The sequence below is a fragment of the Streptosporangium sp. NPDC050148 genome, from assembly GCF_055586505.1.
In genome coordinates this window covers 57555-75510 of sequence record NZ_JBVJIA010000031.1, presented here as the reverse complement: position 1 = coordinate 75510, position 17956 = coordinate 57555, and the positions used below count along the sequence as shown (strand labels likewise).

The following is a 17956-nucleotide window of genomic DNA, read 5'->3' as shown; positions in this document are numbered from 1 at the left end:
CCCGGTCTCAGATGACCGCGCCGTCGTCCCAGCCCGAGTCGTTGGGCGGCCCGTCGCCCATGCGGACCACCAGGGCCACGAACCCGCCGATGAACGCGGCGACCGCGGTGAAGAGCATCCAGCCCTTGAGGTTCCAGCTGAGGGCGGCGCTGAGCAGCAGGTAGGCGGGACCGCCGAACAGGGCCAGCCAAGCGATCTTGGTGGTGGCGTCGGTCTTGGGCAGCGGGGGAGGGGGCGGGGGCACGTAGTGGCCCTCCTCGTCCTCACCGGCGGAATCGTCGGCACCGGGGTCGTCCGGCGCGTCCGATCCGGCCGGCTCGCCCGCCCTGCCCGGAGAGCCGTCGGCCGGGTCGTCCTCGCGCAGGAGGTCTTCCTCGTCCGACTGTCTGATCACCCGTCGCGGAGGCTCTGCCGGCAGGTTCTCGCTGTCCGGCCACGGCTGATGTGCCGAGTCGTGCTCGGCGGTGTCGTTGAAGGACGCGACGATCTGACGCCAGACCTCGTCCTCATCGCTTTGAGGTGTCACTTAGCTGGGCCCGTTGTTCATCGGCCGATCACTTTCTCCCGGAGACCGCGCCATCCCCCGCTCACGATCAGTCTCTCTGCAAGGGTACAGACGCGTTCGTCGTGATGAACTCCAGGCTCCCTGCAAAGATCCGATCCGCATCGTTGTCGAGGGTCGCGACGTGATAGCTGTCGGGGAGCTCCACCACATTCAGGTTCCCTCCGGTCAGCCTCTCCCGCAGAATACGCACACTTGCCGGTTTCACAACATGGTCCTGCGGACTATGAAAAATCAGGACCGGTTGCGTGACCTTGCCGAGTTCCGAACGGGTCAGCCTCCAGAGCCGGAGCAGACCGGCGGCGGCCTTGACGGGGGTGCGCGTGTACCCGAGCTCGGTCGCCCCCTCCTTCTTGATGTCCCCGGCGACGCCCGGTACCGAGTTGACGACGAACTTGAGCACGGGAGAGAGCCACAGCAGCGGCACGTCGTTGACCACCGAGGGATTGACGACCACCACCCCCTTGATCCCGTCCCCGTGCACCTCGGCCAGGCGCAGCGCCATGCACCCTCCCAGGGACAGCCCCATGACGAAGACCTCGTCGCAGCGTCCGCGCAGGTCCGCCAGGGACTTGTCCAGCTCGGCGTACCAGTCCTCCCAGCGGGTGCGGTTCATCTCCTGCCAGGTCGTGCCGTGTCCGGGCAGCCGCGGCAGGGCCACCGTCATGCCCGCCGCCGCCAGGTACTCGCCCCAGGGGCGCAGCGACTGCGGGGACCCGGTGAATCCGTGGCAGAGCAGGACGCCGATCCGTCCTCCCGCATGGTGGTACGCCTCCGCACCGGGCATGACTGGCATCGTGGCTCCTTGTGAGGTTCGCCCGATCGTCGCACGACCGGGACGTGTTTTGCGAGAGGCCGTTTCGGGCGGTTCGGTGGGGTAGGTGGCTGCGATCGGAAGTGGGAGGATAACTCCAGGTCCCCGCCTGCGACCGAAGGAGTGTCGAGTGTTGTACTGGGTGGTGAAGGCCGTCGTCGGGCCCCTGCTCCATCTCATCTTCCGCCCGTGGGCGGAGGGCGTGGACCACGTGCCGAGGGAGGGTCCCGTGATCCTCGCCGGGAACCACCTCTCGTTCGCCGACCACTTCTTCGGCGCGCTCTTCCTCAAGCGCAAGGTGATCTCCCTCGGTAAGTCCGACTACTTCACCGGCTCCGGCGTCAAGGGACTGATGAGCAGGGCCTTCTTCAGCGGTGTCGGTACCGTCCCGATCGACCGTTCCGGCGGGAAGGCCAGCGAGGCGGCGCTGCGTACGGGCAAGCGCATCCTCGCCGAGGGCCAGGTGCTCGGTATCTACCCCGAGGGGACCCGCTCTCACGACGGCCGCCTCTACAAGGGCAAGACCGGGGTGGCCAGGATGGCCCTGGAGGCGCGGGTGCCGGTCATCCCGTGGGCGATGGTCAACACCTTCGAGATGATGCCCCCCGGCAGCGTCCTGCCCAAGCTGGGCCACCGCCCGGGGGTGAAGTTCGGCAAGCCGCTCGACTTCTCCCGCTACTACGGGATGGAGGAGGACCGCCTCGTCCTGCGCGCCGTCACCGACGAGATCATGTACGCGCTGATGGAGCTCTCCGGCCAGGAGTACGTCGACCAGTACGCCGCCGACGCCAAGGCCGAGGCCGCCCGCGCGGCCAAGGAGGCCAGGGAGACCGCGAGGCGCGAGGCCAGGGAGGCCGCCAAGGAGGCGGCCAGGGAGGCCGTCAGGAAGGCCCGCAAGCGCGGCTGAGACCGTTCCGACCGGGCTCCGTGGCCCGTGCCGGGGGGTCCCGTACGACGCAAGCCCCGAGGTCAGCGGGTGGACTCGCGGACGATCAGCTCGGGCTGGAACATGATCTGCTGGTGGGCGTGGGAGGCGGGGTTGTCGCACTCGTCCAGCAGCAGTTCGGTGGCGACCCGGCCGAGCCGGTGGGTCGGCTGCCGGATCGAGGTGAGCGACACCGCCGACGCCGAGGCGAAGTCGATGTCGTCGTAGCCGATGAGGGAGACGTCCTCGGGGACCCGCACCCCCGCCTGGAGCAGGCCGCGCAGCATGCCCAGGGCCAGCAGGTCGTTGGCGCAGAACACGGCGTCGGGCAGCCGCCCCTCGGCGATCAGCTTCTCCGCCGCCTGCTGGCCCGACCGGGCGTTCATCGCGCTCATCTCGATCTCCTCCAGCGCCCGCGCGGGGTCGCGGCCCGCGGCGGCCAGCGCCTGCCCGGCGCCGATCAGGCGGTCGGCGCACTGGCGGATGGCGAGGGGGCCGGTGACGTAGGCGATCCGGCCGGGGTCCGCCTCCAGCAGGTGGGCGACCGCCATCGAGCCGCCGACGACGTCGTTGACCGCCACCGAGCACTGGTCGGCGCGCTCGGCCGGGTGGTCCACCAGGACCACGTTGATCCCGCGCTCCTTGAGCTGCCCGAGCCTGGTGAGGTCCGGGCCGGAGGGGGTGATGAGCACCCCGCGGACCCGCTGCTCGGCGAAGACCAGCAGGTTGCGCTCCTCCTTGAGGCGGTCGCCCGAGGAGTTGCCCAGGATCACCGCGTACCCGCGCTCGCTGGCGACCTCCTCGACGCCCGCGGCCACGTCGGTGAAGAACGGGTTGCCGATGTCGATGACCGACAGGCCGACGGTGCGGCTGTGCCCTGCGCGCAGGCTGGAGGCCGAACCGTGCCGGACGAAGCCGAGCTCGCGGATGGCCTCCTCGACCCGTTCCCGGGTGGCGGCGGCCACCTTCTCCGGGCGGTTGAGCACGTTGGAGACGGTCCCGGGGGACACTCCGGCCCGCGCCGCGACTTCCTTGATGCTCACCGAACTCATGAGCAATCATTAAAACGTAACAACGTTGTCGACGCCAGTAAAGACGGTATTCCAGACCTGTCCGCCTCTTTTCTGTAAAACGTTTTTATGGTATGGGGGAGTCCCGTTCCCCGTGACGGTCGACGGACCGGCCCGGGACCGTAACGGAGCCGGACCGGGCCGCCGACCGGGTGGGGACCGGCCGGGGCGGGGGTGCTCAGCCCGCCAGGAGCTTCCTGGCGGTCCGGAGGTGCTCGGCGACCTGCTCGGACTCGCCTCCCTCGTGGCCGTTGAAGGCCCACACCCGGATGTCCTTGGGCCCGGCGTAGTGGTTGTAGGCGGCGAAGACCGTGGACGCGGGGGTGACGCCGTCGCGCAGGCCGACCGAGAAGAGCGCGGGGGTGGTGTTGCGGGCCGCGAAGTTCACGCCGTCGAAGTGGTCGAGGGTGGCGAAGACCTCCTCGACCCGGTGACGGTGGCTCTTGAGGAACCTGCCGAGCTCGCCGTACGGGTCCTCGTCGGTGATCTCGGCGGCGTGCCGGATGTGCGACATGAACGGCACGTCGATGAAGGCGAACATCAGGTCGCCGACCAGCGCGCTCACCGCCATGGCCAGGGCGCCGCCCTGGCTGCCGCCGGAGACCACGACGCGGGAGGCGTCCACCAGCGGGTGCGCGCGGGCGGCCTCGACCGCCCGGACCCCGTCGGTGTACAGGCGCCGGTAGTAGTAGTCGCCGGGGGAGAGGACGCCCTGGGTGAGCTTGCCGCCGACCTGCGGCCCGGTGCCGCCCACCGGGTCGGGGGTGTCGCCGGTCCGCCAGCCGCCGCCCTGCCCGCGGGAGTCCATGACCAGGATCGCCCATCCGGCCACGGGCCAGGTGAGCCAGTCGTGCGGCAGGCCGCGCCCGCCGTTGTAGCCGATGTACTGCACCACGCACGGCAGCGGCCCGGTGGCCGAGGCGGGCACCAGCAGCCAGCCCCTGATCTCGTGCCCGCCGAACCCCGCGTAGCGGACGTCGAAGCAGCGCACCAGGGACAGGTCCGTCTCGATCTCGGTGAAGACGGCGTTCAGGTCGTGCTCGCGGGTCTCGGCCAGCGTCGCGGCCCAGAAGGCGTCGAACCCGTCCGGTTCCCGGCGCTCGGGCCGGTACTGCCTGAGCTGGTCCAGCGGCATGTCGACGAACAAGGCATCTCCCCGGGATCGGAACGGCGCGCGGTGGCCGGCGGTGGACCGGCCGGCCGGTGGCCGGACGGTGGTCGGCCGGTGACCACGGTAGGGCGCGGCCCCCGCCCTTGTCAGCGCGGGCACCAATGGTAAAAACGTATCAATTCAGTAATCCTGTGGGTCGGCGTTGACAGTGCCGGACCTGCCGCGTAGCTTCGTCATCACTATTAAAACGTTTTTAAACCATGCGCGCAGCGGTGTACCCGCGTTCCGGCACGCGGCCGGGCGGGCGGTGGGCACACGAGTGGGGAGAGGCCATGACGTCGCCGGTTGAGGAGCTCCTGCAGCGGTCGCACACGCTGGGAGCCGACCCGCGGAACACGAACTTCGCGGGCGGGAACACCTCGGCCAAGGGGGCGGTGACCGACCCGGTGACCGGGGAGCCCGCCGAGGTCATGTGGGTGAAGGGCTCCGGGGGAGACCTGGGCACGCTGACCGAGCGGGGCCTGGCGGTGCTCCGGCTGGACCGGCTGCGGGCACTGACCGGGGTGTACCCGGGGGTCGAGCGCGAGGACGAGATGGTCGCGGCCTTCGGCTTCTGCGCCTTCGGCCCCGGGGGCGCGGCCCCGTCGATCGACACCGCGATGCACGGCCTGGTGGACGCCGCGCACGTGGACCACCTGCACCCCGACGCGGGCATCGCGATCGCCACCGCGGCCGACGGCGAGGACCTGACCGCGCGGATCTTCGGCGAGCGGGTCGTGTGGGTGCCCTGGCGGCGTCCCGGCTTCCAGCTCGGCCTGGACATCGCGGCCATCAAGGCCGGCAACCCCGCGGCGATCGGCTGCATCCTGGGCGGGCACGGCATCACCGCCTGGGGCGACACCTCGGCCGAGTGCGAGGCCAGCTCACTGGAGATCATCCGTACCGCGGAGGCGTACATCGCCGAGCACGGCCGCGCCGAGCCGTTCGGGCCGGTGCTCGAAGGGTACGAGCCGCTGGAGGCGGCGGTGCGGGCCGAGCGGGCGGCGGCGCTGCTGCCGGTGGTCCGCGGCCTGGCCTCGACCGACGCCCCGCAGGTCGGCCACCACACCGCCACCGACGAGGTGCTGGACTTCCTGTCGCGCGAACGCCACCCCGCGCTGGCGGCGCTGGGCACCTCCTGCCCCGACCACTTCCTGCGCACCAAGGTGGCCCCGTTGGTGGTGGACCTGCCCGCCGGAGCGCCCCTGGAGGACGTGGTCGCCCGGCTGCGGGAGCTGCACGCCGCCTATCGCGAGGAGTACGCGGCCTACTACCGGCGCCACGCCACGGAGGGCTCGCCCGCGATGCGCGGGGCCGACCCGGCGATCGTGCTCGTGCCCGGGGTCGGCATGTTCTCCTTCGGCAGGGACAAGCAGACCGCGCGGGTGGCCGGGGAGTTCTACGTCAACGCGATCAACGTGATGCGCGGCGCCGAGGCGATCTCCTCGTACGCGCCGATCGAGGAGAGCGAGAAGTTCCGGATCGAGTACTGGGAGCTGGAGGAGGCCAAGCTGCGCCGGATGCCCCCGCCCCGGCCGCTGGCCACCCGGGTCGCGCTGGTGACCGGCGGCGGGTCCGGCATCGGCGCGGCGACCGCGCGCAGGCTGGCCGCCGAGGGGGCCTGCGTGGTGGTGGCCGACCGCGACCTGGACGCCGCCCGCACGGTGGCCGGGGAGCTGGGCGCCGGGGCGTACCGGCCCGAGGACGTCGCGGTCGCGGTCCGGGTGGACGTCACCGACGAGGAGCAGGTGCGCGCCGCCCTCCGGGAGGCCGTGCTGGCGTTCGGCGGCGTGGACCTGGTGGTCAACAACGCCGGGCTCTCGCTCTCGCGCTCGCTGCTGGAGACCACGGTGGCCGACTGGGACCTGCAGCACGACGTGATGGCCAGGGGCTCGTTCCTGGTCTCCCGGGAGAGCGCCCGCGTCATGATCGCCCAGGGGATGGGCGGGGAGATCGTCTACATCTCCTCGAAGAACGCGGTGTTCGCCGGGCCCAACAACGTGGCCTACGGCGCGGCCAAGGCCGACCAGGCCCACCAGGTACGGCTGCTCGCGGCCGAGCTGGGCGGGCACGGCATCCGGGTCAACGGCGTCAACCCCGACGGGGTGGTGCGCGGCTCGGGCATCTTCGCCTCCGGCTGGGGCGCCAACCGGGCGGCGGTCTACGGGGTGGAGGAGGAGAAGCTGGGCGAGTTCTACGCGCAGCGCACCCTGCTCAAGCGCGAGGTGCTGCCCGAGCACGTGGCCGGGGCGGTCTTCCAGCTCACCCAGCTCACCCAGACCACGGGCCTGCACGTCCCGGTCGACGCGGGCGTCGCGGCCGCGTTCCTGCGCTGACCCCCGCCGATCCCTTCCGTCCCGTCGCCCCGCCGGTCGGGCGCGGCGGACGTCCCCCGAGAGGAGCCTGCATGCAGTCGGCACCGGGGACCCGGCGGTACGCCGCGGTCGACCTCGGCGCGTCGAGCGGCCGGGTGGTGGTCGCCGAGATCGGGCCCGACACCCTCGACCTGCGCGAGGTGCACCGTTTCGCGAACGTGCCCGTCCGGGCCGGCGGCACCCTGTACTGGGACATCCTGCGGATCCACCGGGGCGTGCTGGACGGCCTGCGCGCGGCCGGTCCGGTGGACGGCATCGGGATCGACTCCTGGGCCGTCGACTACGGGCTGCTGGACGAGCGCGGCGCGCTGCTCGGCAACCCGGTGCACTACCGCGACGCGCGCACCGAGCACCGGACGAGCGACGTCCCCTTCGAGGAGCTCTACGCCCGCACCGGCATCGCCCGCCAGCCGTTCAACACGATCCACCAGCTCGCCGCCGAGCCCCGGCTGGCCTCGGCCGCGACGCTGCTGCTCATCCCCGACCTGATCGCGTACTGGCTGACCGGCCGGATCGGCGCGGAGCTGACCAACGCCTCCACCACCCAGCTGCTCGACGCCAGGACCCGCGAGTGGGACCCGGTGCTGGCCGGCGGCCTCGGCCCCGCGGCCGGGATCCTGCCGCCGATCCGGCGTCCCGGAGAGGTGATCGGCCCGCTGCTTCCCGAGGTCGCGGCCGAGGTCGGGCTGCCGGCGGCCACCCGGGTCATCGCGGTCGGCTCCCACGACACCGCCTCCGCGGTGGCCGGGGTCCCGGCGGCGGACGAGCGGTTCGCCTACATCTCCTGCGGCACCTGGTCGCTGGTCGGCGTCGAGCTGGACCAGCCCATGATCAGCGAGGAGGGGCGGCGGGCCAACTTCACCAACGAGGCGGGCATCGACGGCACCGTGCGCTACCTGCGCAACGTCACCGGCCTGTGGCTCCTGCAGGAGTGCCTCCGCACCTGGTCGGTGGCCGGGGACGGCCTCGCGGACGACTCGGCCGCCGGCCATGACCCGGCGGACGCGTCCGGCGCGGACGTACCGGGAGCGTCCGGTGCCGGGCGGGGCGCCGGACCGGGCGGGCGCGTGGACCTGGAGGCGCTGCTGGAGGCGGCCGCGCGCGAGGAGCCGTTCCGGTCCGCGGTGGACGCCGACGACCCGGTCTTCCACGCTCCCGGCGACATGCCCGCGCGCATCGCCGACTTCTGCCGCCGTACCGGCCAGCCCGTCCCGGACACCCGGGCGCGGACGGTCCGCTGCGTGGTCGACTCCCTGGCCCTGGCCCACCGGGCCGCGATCCAGGACGCCCGGCGGCTCACCGGGCAGGCGGTGGACACCGTGCACATCGTCGGCGGAGGCTCGCGCAACGCCCTGCTCTGCCGGCTCACCGCCGACGCCTGCGGCCTTCCCGTGGTCGCCGGCCCGGTCGAGGCCACCTCGATCGGCAACGTCCTCGTCCAGGCCAGGGCCGACGGGGCCGTCTCCGGCACCCTGGCCGACCTGCGCGCCCTGATCCGGCGCGGCCAGCCGCTGGAACGCCACGAGCCGCGCCCGGGGGCCGAGGTACCGCCCGCGGAGAGGTTCGGCTGGCCAACCAGGTGAGGTCCCGGGACCCCGGGGTGCCGGTGGCGCGGTCCCGCGGTTTCGCGGGGGCCGTCGCCGGGGCCCCGGTGGACCGCGCGCCGGACCGGCCGTGCTTCCTGAGGGCAGCGGGTGATCAGGTGAGGTGGGCGCGGATCTGGCGGATGTGCTCCGGGGTGGTACGGCAGCAGCCGCCCACGAAGGCCGCCCCCTCGGCGTTCCAGCGGGCCGCGGCCTCGCCGAACTCCACCGGGTCGGCCAGCCCCAGCCAGCGCCGGTTCTCCGAGTCCCAGACCTCGCCCGAGTTGGGGTAGGCCATGCTGGGCTTCCCCTTGACCTGTGAGATCAGACTGAGCACGTGGCGCGGTGCCGTGCAGTTGACCCCGATCGCGATCACCTGGGGGTTGCCCGCGAAGAGCGCGGCCGCCGTCCTGAGCGGGGTGCCGTCGTTGATGTGCTCGCCGTCGCGACAGGAGAAGCTCACCCACGCCCGCATCTCCGGCGTCTCGGCGAGCAGCCGCCGCAGCGCCCTGGCCTCGGCGTAGGACGGGATGGTCTCGCAGGCCAGCAGGTCGGCCTCGCTGTCGGCCAGGATCTGCCAGCGGTCGCGGTGCCAGTCGGTCAGGCCGTCCTCGTCGAGGTCGTAGTCGCCGGTGTACTCGGCGCCGTTCGCCAGGTAGGCGCCGTACGGGCCGACGCTGGCGGCCACCGTGCCGGAGCCGTGGGCGTCCCTGGCCTGGGCGGCCAGGTGCACGGACAACATGATCAGATCCTCGGCCTCGGCGGCGTTCAGCCCCCGGCGCATGAAGGCCGGAATGCTCGCCTGGTAGCTCGCGGTTATCGCCACCTCGGCGCCCGCAGCGAAGTAGTCGAGATGCGCCTGCCGGATCACGGAGGGGTTCTCCAGCAGGAGTCTCGCCGACCACAGGTCGTCTCGCAGGTCCGCGCCCAGCTCCTCCAGGTGCGTGGCCAGGCCGCCGTCCAGAATCACCATCCCGCCACCTTATGTGGAGCGGCCTGGCCTGAAAGCCCCCTTTTCCCGCCTTCCCGCCCCGGTCGCGGCCACGATCCGGTGCCGGAGGTCCTCCTGTCGCGGACGCCGGGGGCTCGTGGCCCGTCCCCGGGGCCGTTCCTGGCCCCGTCTCCGGAGCCGTTCCCGTTCCTGGCCCCGTCTCCGGACCCGTCCCGTTCCCGGACCCGTTCGCGGGGTCCGGGAACGGGCCCGGGTTCACACCCGGGTTCTCGCACCCGGGTTCACGCCAGGGTTCCCGGCCCCGGGGACGAGAGTCAGCGCTTCCAGAACGGCCGGCGCCTGGCGGGGCCGGTGAGCGCCTCCAGACCCTCCACGGCCCGGCGCCAGAGCGCGTCCAGGTCACCGCCCGCCTGCAGGTCCTCGGCCAGGGCGGTCAGCTCCGGGTGGCCGCCCAGGTAGACGGCCAGGGCCGCGAGCCGGCTGCCCAGGTCCTCCAGGACGCGCAGCCGTTCGGCGTCGGGCAGGGACTCCGCGGCGCGCAGCAGCTTCAGCTCCTGGGCGAGCTGCTCCCTCGGCGGCTCCTGCACCGCACCGCTCCGCCGGGGGGCCGCCGCCTTCGGGGCGGAACGGGGCAGCATCCGCGCGCGGTCGTCGAAACCGCCCGCCGCCGCCTCCTGTGGCATACCGGCCATGGGCCGGCTGGCCCCGAACGCCGGAGGGGAGCCGGGGGCGGCCATCCCGGGCGGGCCCATCGGGGCCGGCGAGGGCGGGGCCGCGCCCGTGTAGGCCGCCGTGGACAGCATCATGGGCATCATCGGTGCCGACGGGGCCGGGCTCGCCCAGCCACCGGGCAGCTCCACCGGCTGGATCACCCGGTGCCCGGGGCCGCCCTCGGCGACCACCTGGCTGTCGACCGCGACGAAGGCGGTGAACCGGCAGAGCACCCCGTACCTGAGCGAGGTCTCGACGATCTCGGCCTCCAGCGACCGGTCACCGGCCGCGTACCGGTCCTCCAGGATCCGCAGCCGGGCCCGCGCCCAGATCGAGCGCATCGCCGGGGCGTCCACCGTCGTCGCGCCGACCCGGCGCTCCCACGGACGGCCCGCCGCGTCCAGCCCTTTCACGGTGATCGTCCCGGCCGCCGTGCCGCGGTAGCGGCCGAACACGGTGAGCGGGACGCCCGGATAGATCGAACCGAGGTGACTGACGGTCTCGGTGACCAGGTCGAGCCCGTCGGCCTTGAGGGACAGGTCGGTCACCAGGGGCGCGCCGATCCGGCGGTGGATGTGCTCCATGGCCTCGTCCAGCCGGTCCTCGGACTCGACCAGCTCGCACCGGCCGCCTCCCAGCCCGGCCAGCCTGCCCAGGAAACCGGCGTTGACCGCCTGGTCGATGCCGACCGTGTGCACCCGCACCCCGGTGAGCCGACGGCCGATCCGCTCCAGGATCTGGTCCTCGTTGCCGACCTGGCCGTCGGTGACGAGCACCAGCACCCGGTCCCCGGCCGAGTCGCCGAGCAGCGTGACGGCCCGCTCCAGCGGGGTCAGCATCTCGGTGCCGCCGCGCGCCTCCAGCCTGGCCAGGTGCTCTACGGCACGGTAGCGGTTGCGGTCGGACGCAACCGACAGGCCCTCGCCGAGCCCGTCGGGGTGCTCCACCTCGGTGTCGAAGGAGAGCACCGCGAACCGGTCGCGCGAGGTGAGCGTGTCGACGATGCGGGCGGCGGCGCGCCGGGCGGCCACCATCTTCCAGCCGGTCATGCTGCCCGAGCGGTCGAGGACCAGCACCACGTCCTTGCTCCGGATCTCGCCCCCGGCGGACTCGGCGCCGGGGACGACGGTCAGCGTGAACGTGCCCCCGGCCTCATCGGTCCCGCCGTTCCCTGAGCCGTTCCCTGAGCCGTTCCCTGAGCCGGTCCCGGTCCCAGCGCCGGTCCGGGAGCCGTCGCCGGGACGGGCGTCGGGGGCGAGGGCGAGCGAGGTGGAGGCGTCGAAGGCCAGCCGCAGGATGAAGTCGCGGTCCAGGCGCTCGCCCGGCTGGAGGCGTACGGTGCCGCCCTCCTCGCGGACCACGTGCAGGCTGGAGCGCATCTCGCGCAGTTCCAGGCCGGCCGGGTCGACGGAGACGGCCAGCGAGAGCCGGACCGGGTCGGGAAAGCCCGGCAGCAGCACCGGCGGGGTGATCCGGGAGGCGTCCGGGACCGCGTCGGTGTCCGGGGCCCAGCCGTCACCGGCCGGCTCGCCGTCCAGCGGGGTGCCGGGGATGTAGCGCGGGGCCACGACCAGCGGGAACCGGAAGGTGGCCGCGCCGTCCTCGTACGGGAGCGGCTGGTCCAGCGTCAGGTGCACGGTGACCCGCTCGCCCGGCACGATGTTGCCGACCCTGATGGTGAAGACGTCCGGCCGGTCCTCCTCGGCGATCGCGGCCCGCCTGCCCTGGGAGATCGCCTGGTCGTAGTCGGCCCTGGCCTGGCCGCGCTCCTTCAGCACGCCCTCGACGACCCGGCCGTCGGCCTCCATCCGGAACGCGGTCACGGCGGCCCGGTCGGGCAGCGGGAAGACGTAGGTCGCCTCCAGGGCCACGTCGTAGGGGTTGCGGAACCCCTGGACCACCTCGACCCCGGCCGTCAGGCCGGACACGGCGGCGGTCACGTCCACGCTCTCCAGCGGCAGGTTGCCGCGTTCGGTGGTCAGCGCCCCCAGCCCGGCGTCCGGGACGGGCAGGCACTCCTCCGGTCGCAGAGTGGTGATGGAAACGGTCATGGGTGCGGTCCTTCCGGAGGTGTGAGGCCGCGTTCGCGCAGGAGCGACAGGAGCTCCCGCGAGGCGGCGGCGATCTCGGCGAGTTCGTCGGGCGACGGGGCGCGCCCGCCACCCTGCCCGCCGTCGAGCAGCAGCGTCACGCCGTCCGCCAGCCGTACACCGTGTACGGCCACGGCCGCCGGGACGGCGGGGAGGGCGGGACGGGTGTACGGCGGGGGAGGCGCGGGTGGCGCGGGTGGCATCTCCGGCGCGCCCAAGGCGGTGGGAGGGGCCGGGGGAACGGGTCGTGCGGCCGGGGCGGGCGCCGGCCGGGAGGGGGCCGACGCCAGGGCGCCGGTCCAGAAGCGCGGCCGTGCCGTCGCGGGGGAGGGGGCCCCGGCCGCGTGTCCCCGCCGGGCCGATCCCCGGTCCGGCTCGTGGTTCGACCCGTCGTCCGGAGCCGGTCCCCGCTCCGGCGCCGGCCCCTGGTCCGGAACCGGTCCCCGGCCGGTTCCCCGGCCCGGTGCCCGCTCGGGTCTGTGCTCCGGTGGCGCCTCGGGGAGGCGGGCGATGGCCTCCAGGGTCCGGTCGGTGGCCCCGGCCAGCTCGACCTGGATCTCGGCGATGCTCCGCCCGTCGGCCTGGCGCCGCTTGACGGCGATCAGCTGGAGCAGGTGCCGCCTGCCGTACACGGCCACCCGTCCCCGGCGGGCCGAGGGCGGGTCGAGGAGGCCGATCGTGGAGTACCACCGGATCACGCGCTCGTTGGGCACGTCCCTGACCCGCCCGTTGGGCCGGGCGGTGGGGGCCAGCGCCGCCGACGCCTGCTCGGCCAGTTCACCGATGGTCCATTCCATACGGAGATAGTGACACTGTAATCATGACAGTGTCAACATAAGAAGCCGGATGTGTGGGTACGGACATTCAGTACGAAACCGGAGATTAAGGCGAAAACAGGGGGGACGCTCTATGTCCGCGATCACCAGCCCGCTCAATCCGGAAGACAAGAAGGTCATCGCCACCGCGCTCCAGGGCTCGCTCGTCGACCTGCTCGACCTGTCACTGCTGACCAAGCAGGCCCACTGGAACGTGATCGGTCACAACTTCCGCTCACTGCACCTGCAGCTCGACAAGATCGTCTCGGCTGCCAGGAAGCACGCGGACACCGTCGCCGAGCGAGCGGTGGCCATGGGGTGCAACCCCGACGGCCGGGGTTCCACGCTCGCGAAGAGCACCGAGGTGCCGCAGCTGGAGCCGGGTTACCTCAACGACGGCAAGGTCGTCGCCGCGATGACGGACATCCTCGGCTCCATCGTCCGCCGGATGCGCGAACGCGTCACCGCCACCGAGAAGGCCGACCCGATGACCCAGGACCTGCTCATCGAGATCACCCAGGACCTGGAGAAGTACCACTGGATGATCGAGGCCCAGCGCTAGGTCGTCTGCCGGGCGCCCCGTCCCCGCGGGCCGGGGCGCCCTCCGCACCGGGCACGGTGCCTCCCGTCACCGCCGGGATCCTTCACCCGTGGGCAGGACGATCCCGGCGGGGCGGAAGGCCCGGGTTCACCCGGCCGTCGCCCGTACGCCGAACACGTTGTCGATGGCGTACCGCCAGCGTCCGTCCGGCCCGCGCCGGGCGACGTCGGTGGCGGTGCCCTCGATGTGCACGGGCGCGCCGTTGGGGCCGTTGCCCTCGATGACCCAGTCGACGATCAGCAGGGCGAGGTCGCCGGTGCTGTAGACCTGGCGCGGCCGCACCGTGATCGGGAGGCCGAGGGCCATGAAGGCGGCGTTGGCCTCGTACGCCTCCCGGCCGGTCAGCGGCGAGCCCGGTTCGGCGACGAACACCGCGCCGTCCTCGTAGATCTCCGCCAGCGCCTCGGGGTCACCGCTGTTGAAACGCTCGGCGAACACCGCCGGAACGTCCTGGGGGATCTCGGCGAGTCGTCGCATCACGCACGTCCTTCCCGGTAGGAGGTAGGAATCGGGGGAACGCGGCAACGCTAGGAGGCGCCCTCGTGACTCACCAAACGGTCGGCCACCCGGCCCCGGTCCGGCCCGGCCTGCCCGACGACCCGCGCGCGGACGTCACCGAGCCCACCCCGTCCTGCCCGGTGGAGATCACCCTCGCGGCCCTGCACGGCCGCTGGACGACCCTGGTCGTCCGGGAGTTCCTGCGGGACGACCACACGTTCAGCGAGCTGCGCCGGGCCCTTCCCGGCCTGTCGGACAAGGTGCTGTCCGACCGGCTGGCACACCTGACCGGGGCCGGCGTGCTCGACCGCCACCGGATGCCGGGGTGGCCGCCCCGGGTCCGCTACACCCTCACCGAGCGGGGCCGCCGCCTCGGCCCCGTGCTGCAGGCGCTGTGGGACTGGGGCGGGCCCTCCCTCCAGCGGGAGGGTCACAGCAGGTAGCGGGCCAGCTCGGCGATGGGATGGGGGCGGGAGAGCAGGTCCCGCAGCGAGTCCAGGTGGGCGAGTCCGGGAAGGTCGGGGGTGGTCAGGCCGGTGTCGCGCAGGGTGCGCCGCCAGCTCTCGGCGTCGCCCGCGGCCCCTTCCAGCCGCCGCAGCACGCTCACCCCGTCGATCTCCCTGACCAGCAGCGTCAGCAGGTGCGGCCACTGCACGGCCAGTGCCGCGAGCTTGGCGACCTCGCCGTCCGAGGCCGGGGCCGCTCCGGCGAGGGCGCGGCGGTAGGTCAGGAACGAGTAGAAACGGAAGACGTTGACGTACCGCTTGATCTCGCGCGGGTTGAAGAACGTCAGGGCCGGCAGAACGAACTCGATGGCCCGGTAGGCGTTCTCGTCGCTGTAGAGGTCGTCGAAGACCCGGTCGGCGGCCTCGCGGGTGGCCGCGCAGAGGCCGCCGACCGCGTCGGAGCACTCGATGCCGAGCGCGTCCTGCGCCAGCCGGGCGGCCTCGTCGATGGTGGTCGTGGTCGGCCGCAGCGCCCAGATGGCGTCCTGCAGCCGGCTCACCTGGACCGGGTCGGGCGGGTCGCTCGCCCACGGGCCGGGCACGGGCGGCACGTCCACCGCGGTCCGCGGTGCCGCCTCCTTCATCGGCGCCCGTGCCCCCAGCGTCTCCATCGACGTCCGCGACCCCGGCACGTTCGCCGAGGCCCACGTTCCCGGTGCCCACACCGGTGCCCGCCGCCCCGGCACGGCCGTTCCCGCCGGCGCGCCGGCGCCGGGCGAACCCGGTCCGGCCGCGTCGTCCGGGAAGGGCCGTGCGGGAGACAGGGGACCGCGTGAACGCGGTCCGGCCGGATCCGGTGGCGGGTCGAGCCGTTCCAGGGCGGCTGGGGGACCCGCCGGACACGGTCCGGCCGGATTCGGTGTGACATCGGGCACGCCCAGCAGTGCCCGCACGAAGGCGGGCAGCCGGTCGGCGTCGTCCAGCAGCGGCACGCTCAGCGGCAGCTGCACGATCTTCTCCAGGAACCGCCAGCCCAGCCCGGCCCGGCCGCCACCGGGCAGGGTCCCGGCCAGCTCGGGGTAGGCGGCCTCGATGTGCGCGACGACCACCTCCGGCTCCATGGCCAGGACGAAGACGCAGTTGGGGAACTCCCCGGCGAGGAAGAGGTTGATCGCCTCGATCACCTGCGCCACCGTTCCCGGCGAGCAGCGGTCCAGGTCGTCCACGAAGACCACCAGCGGGCGCCCCTCGGTGGCGACCAGGTCGAGGACCTGCCGCATGTCGGTCTGGACCAGGTGCAGGAAGCCGGTCCTGGAGCGGTACCCCGGCACGGTCACGGCGTCCGGGACCGCCCCGTCGGCCAGGCCGCCGGAGCCCAGCAGGTCCGGCTGGGTGACCAGGCCGCGGAAGGCGTTGTCCGCGGCCTCGCCGAAGAACCGCGCCAGCCGCAGCGCGCCCACCCCCACCACCACCGCGGAGCCCGTCGCGCCCACGGCGGCGGCGGCGTTGCCCAGCAGCACGCCGAAGGCGGGCAGCAGCGCGGTGGCCGCCATCAGCGCCCCGGTGACCACGAGCGTGGCCACCAGGCCGAGGGCCACCGGCGCCAGGCGGGTCATCGCCAGCCGGTAGGCGCGCCTGCGGACCGCCTCCCGGTCGATCCTGGACAGGTTCAGCTCCAGCCAGAACCGCTCCCGTTCGGCGCGGGGCAGCCGCCGGGTGACCTGGCTGATGATCTCGTGTGCCAGCCCGGCCCAGACCTGCTCGCCGCTCTGGTACATCCACGGGTTGAACCAGACCGTGGGCCGCCAGTCCGCAGGCCGCAGCGGGAGCGGGTCCGGCTCGGCCTGCCCGGCGCTCTCCCGGCCCCGGCGCCCCGCCCTGGCCAGCACCTCGGCATTGGTCAGCGTCCGTTCCGCGCGGGTGCCCGGCAGGTGGATCGGGACGGCCGCGTCCCCGGCGGCTCCCGGGTCCAGGACGTCCTGGATCATCCGCATCAGCGAGGTCTTGCCGGTGCCCCACGGCCCCTTGAGGCCGATGGTGAGCGGCGGCCGGGTCTCGGGGTGGCGGACGAACGCGGCGATGGCCTCGGCGTAGACCCGGTGCCCGAGCTGGTCCTCGGTGGTCCACCGGTCCGCGGTGAGCCTGGCCCGGGGCCGTACGGTCCGCATCCCGGCGCGGCGACGGCGCAGCAGCGCCGAGGTCTGCGCCCGCTCGGCCGCCGACAGCCGCGAGTGGCCGAAGGCCCGCACGTCCGGATGGGCGAACGTGGTCGTCTCGCCCAGCAGGCCCCACTGCCGCAGCTCGCCGGCGTCCCCGAGGATCTCGTCGATCGGCTCGTCCTCGTCGAGCAGGGCCGCCCTGCGCAGCATCTCCCTGGCGGGCTCGCTCAGGTGCAGCTCGTAGACCCTTCGCACGATCTCCGTCCCGGCCGTGGGCGGGACGGGCTCGCCGAGCCGGGCCAGGGCGACGGCGAAGGCGGCGTGCGGCTCGGCCGAGGTGTCCCGCACCGGGGTCAGCGGGACGCCGGCGACGTCCCCGTAGGCGATCAGGATCGGGGTACGGGCGGCCGAGACCGCCGCGTAGCGGGCGAGCGCGTAGGCGTGCAGGTCCCCGACGCTGACCGCGCCGTCCCCGTCGAGGTCGGCGGCCCGGGTGGCCAGCCCCTCGGCGATGACGTCGGTCAGCGTCCGGGCCGGGCCCGGCACCGCCTCGTCCAGCCGCAGCGTCAGGGTCAGCGTCGCCGCGGCCACCTTCGGCTCCCCGGCCACGGCGAGCTGCCGGACCGGACCGGCGGACCCGCCCAGGGCGCTCCACCCGAAGTCCACGATCAGCACCACGGCGGCGGCGAGCGACCCGCCGACCTGGCGGCCGAACGAGCCGATCATCGCCCCCAGCCGTCCCGAGGTCCAGCCGCCGTCGGCGGGCAGCCGGACGACGAGCAGGTCGCCCTCGCGCGCCGAGCGCAGCAGCTCCCACACGCGCTCGCCGTCCGCGTCCGGCCCCTCGCTGGTCCCGGCGTCGACGGTGAACCCCTCGGCGCGCAGGGCGCTCGCCAGCCGCAGGTCGGGCCGCGACGGGGGCGGGGCGGGCGTCCGGGCCGCGGTCGTGGCGGGGACGGCGAAGGGGACCGGGGGAGCGTCCAGGAAGACCAGGGCGCGGCGGGTCCGCACCCGTGGCGCGGTCTCGGAAACCAGGTTCGCGAACGTGAGTCCCTCGGTCAACGGTCCTCCCCGGTCTGATGACGGTGATCCCACTGTGAGGGCGCGGACCGGGGTTGATGGCGATCTTGGCGATAGGTCGACCTGTTTTGGCGGATGTTTGCCCGATGGGTGACGCAAAGTTTGCGCCTGTGGTGTCGGCGTTC

Annotated in this window: 14 protein-coding genes; 5 read left to right on the top strand and 9 right to left on the bottom strand. The window is 73.4% G+C overall.

Annotated features, from left to right (window positions below):
• Positions 1-7: 7 nt before the first annotated feature.
• Both ACZ6RT_RS29075 and ACZ6RT_RS29070 read right to left on the bottom strand, forming a co-directional pair.
• Complete coding sequence (locus ACZ6RT_RS29075; protein ID WP_399193348.1) at positions 8-526, bottom strand: hypothetical protein; 519 nt, start codon at positions 524-526, stop codon at positions 8-10.
• A gap of 67 nt (positions 527-593) precedes the next feature.
• Positions 594-1358, bottom strand: a complete 765-nt coding sequence (locus ACZ6RT_RS29070) for an alpha/beta hydrolase (RefSeq protein ID WP_399193345.1) — start codon at positions 1356-1358, stop codon at positions 594-596.
• Positions 1359-1506: 148 nt separating this feature from the next.
• Between ACZ6RT_RS29070 and ACZ6RT_RS29065 the strand changes: the two genes are divergently transcribed.
• Positions 1507-2283 carry a lysophospholipid acyltransferase family protein gene (locus ACZ6RT_RS29065; RefSeq protein ID WP_470157197.1) on the top strand — a complete coding sequence of 259 codons (777 nt, stop codon included), beginning with the start codon at positions 1507-1509 and terminating at the stop codon, positions 2281-2283.
• A 62-nt stretch (positions 2284-2345) separates the two neighbouring features.
• On the opposite strand, the gene ACZ6RT_RS29060 is transcribed toward ACZ6RT_RS29065, so the two are convergent.
• Both ACZ6RT_RS29060 and ACZ6RT_RS29055 read right to left on the bottom strand, forming a co-directional pair.
• Positions 2346-3353, bottom strand: a complete 1008-nt coding sequence (locus tag ACZ6RT_RS29060) for a LacI family DNA-binding transcriptional regulator (RefSeq protein ID WP_399193341.1) — start codon at positions 3351-3353, stop codon at positions 2346-2348.
• Positions 3354-3549: 196 nt separating this feature from the next.
• A complete protein-coding gene (locus ACZ6RT_RS29055; RefSeq protein ID WP_470157196.1) occupies positions 3550-4518 on the bottom strand; it encodes an acetylxylan esterase in 969 nt (322 codons plus the stop codon).
• A gap of 224 nt (positions 4519-4742) precedes the next feature.
• Here ACZ6RT_RS29055 and ACZ6RT_RS29050 point away from each other — a divergent pair, with 224 nt between their 5' ends.
• Both ACZ6RT_RS29050 and ACZ6RT_RS29045 read left to right on the top strand, forming a co-directional pair.
• Positions 4743-6857 (top strand): bifunctional aldolase/short-chain dehydrogenase, encoded by a 2115-nt coding sequence (locus ACZ6RT_RS29050; protein ID WP_470157195.1) that lies wholly within the window; start codon positions 4743-4745, stop codon positions 6855-6857.
• 71 nt (positions 6858-6928) lie between these two features.
• Entirely contained in the window at positions 6929-8479 is a 1551-nt protein-coding gene (locus ACZ6RT_RS29045) for a rhamnulokinase (RefSeq protein WP_470157194.1), read from the top strand.
• A gap of 115 nt (positions 8480-8594) precedes the next feature.
• On the opposite strand, the gene mmuM is transcribed toward ACZ6RT_RS29045, so the two are convergent.
• The 3 genes from mmuM to ACZ6RT_RS29030 all read right to left on the bottom strand — a co-directional run bounded on the left by mmuM (position 8595) and on the right by ACZ6RT_RS29030 (position 13029).
• Positions 8595-9452: a homocysteine S-methyltransferase gene (gene mmuM, locus ACZ6RT_RS29040; protein ID WP_399193334.1), complete on the bottom strand. Its 858-nt coding sequence runs from the start codon at positions 9450-9452 to the stop codon at positions 8595-8597.
• A 293-nt stretch (positions 9453-9745) separates the two neighbouring features.
• Positions 9746-12193, bottom strand: a complete 2448-nt coding sequence (locus ACZ6RT_RS29035; protein WP_470157193.1) for a VIT domain-containing protein — start codon at positions 12191-12193, stop codon at positions 9746-9748.
• Positions 12190-13029, bottom strand: a complete 840-nt coding sequence (locus tag ACZ6RT_RS29030) for a MerR family transcriptional regulator (protein WP_470157192.1) — start codon at positions 13027-13029, stop codon at positions 12190-12192. Before ACZ6RT_RS29030 ends, ACZ6RT_RS29035 begins: the two co-directional genes overlap by 4 nt.
• A gap of 112 nt (positions 13030-13141) precedes the next feature.
• Between ACZ6RT_RS29030 and ACZ6RT_RS29025 the strand changes: the two genes are divergently transcribed.
• On the top strand, positions 13142-13609 hold the full coding sequence (locus tag ACZ6RT_RS29025) for a Dps family protein (protein ID WP_399193328.1): 468 nt from the start codon (positions 13142-13144) through the stop codon (positions 13607-13609).
• Positions 13610-13735: 126 nt separating this feature from the next.
• Here the strand turns inward: ACZ6RT_RS29025 and ACZ6RT_RS29020 are convergent, their stop codons facing one another.
• Positions 13736-14125: a YybH family protein gene (locus ACZ6RT_RS29020; RefSeq protein ID WP_470157191.1), complete on the bottom strand. Its 390-nt coding sequence runs from the start codon at positions 14123-14125 to the stop codon at positions 13736-13738.
• 65 nt (positions 14126-14190) lie between these two features.
• Between ACZ6RT_RS29020 and ACZ6RT_RS29015 the strand changes: the two genes are divergently transcribed.
• A complete protein-coding gene (locus tag ACZ6RT_RS29015) occupies positions 14191-14589 on the top strand; it encodes a winged helix-turn-helix transcriptional regulator (RefSeq protein WP_470157190.1) in 399 nt (132 codons plus the stop codon).
• On the opposite strand, the gene ACZ6RT_RS29010 is transcribed toward ACZ6RT_RS29015, so the two are convergent.
• A complete protein-coding gene (locus ACZ6RT_RS29010; protein ID WP_470157189.1) occupies positions 14577-17813 on the bottom strand; it encodes a P-loop NTPase fold protein in 3237 nt (1078 codons plus the stop codon). The two genes, ACZ6RT_RS29015 and ACZ6RT_RS29010, sit on opposite strands and share 13 nt — an antisense overlap.
• Between the last annotated feature and the right edge of the window lie 143 nt (positions 17814-17956).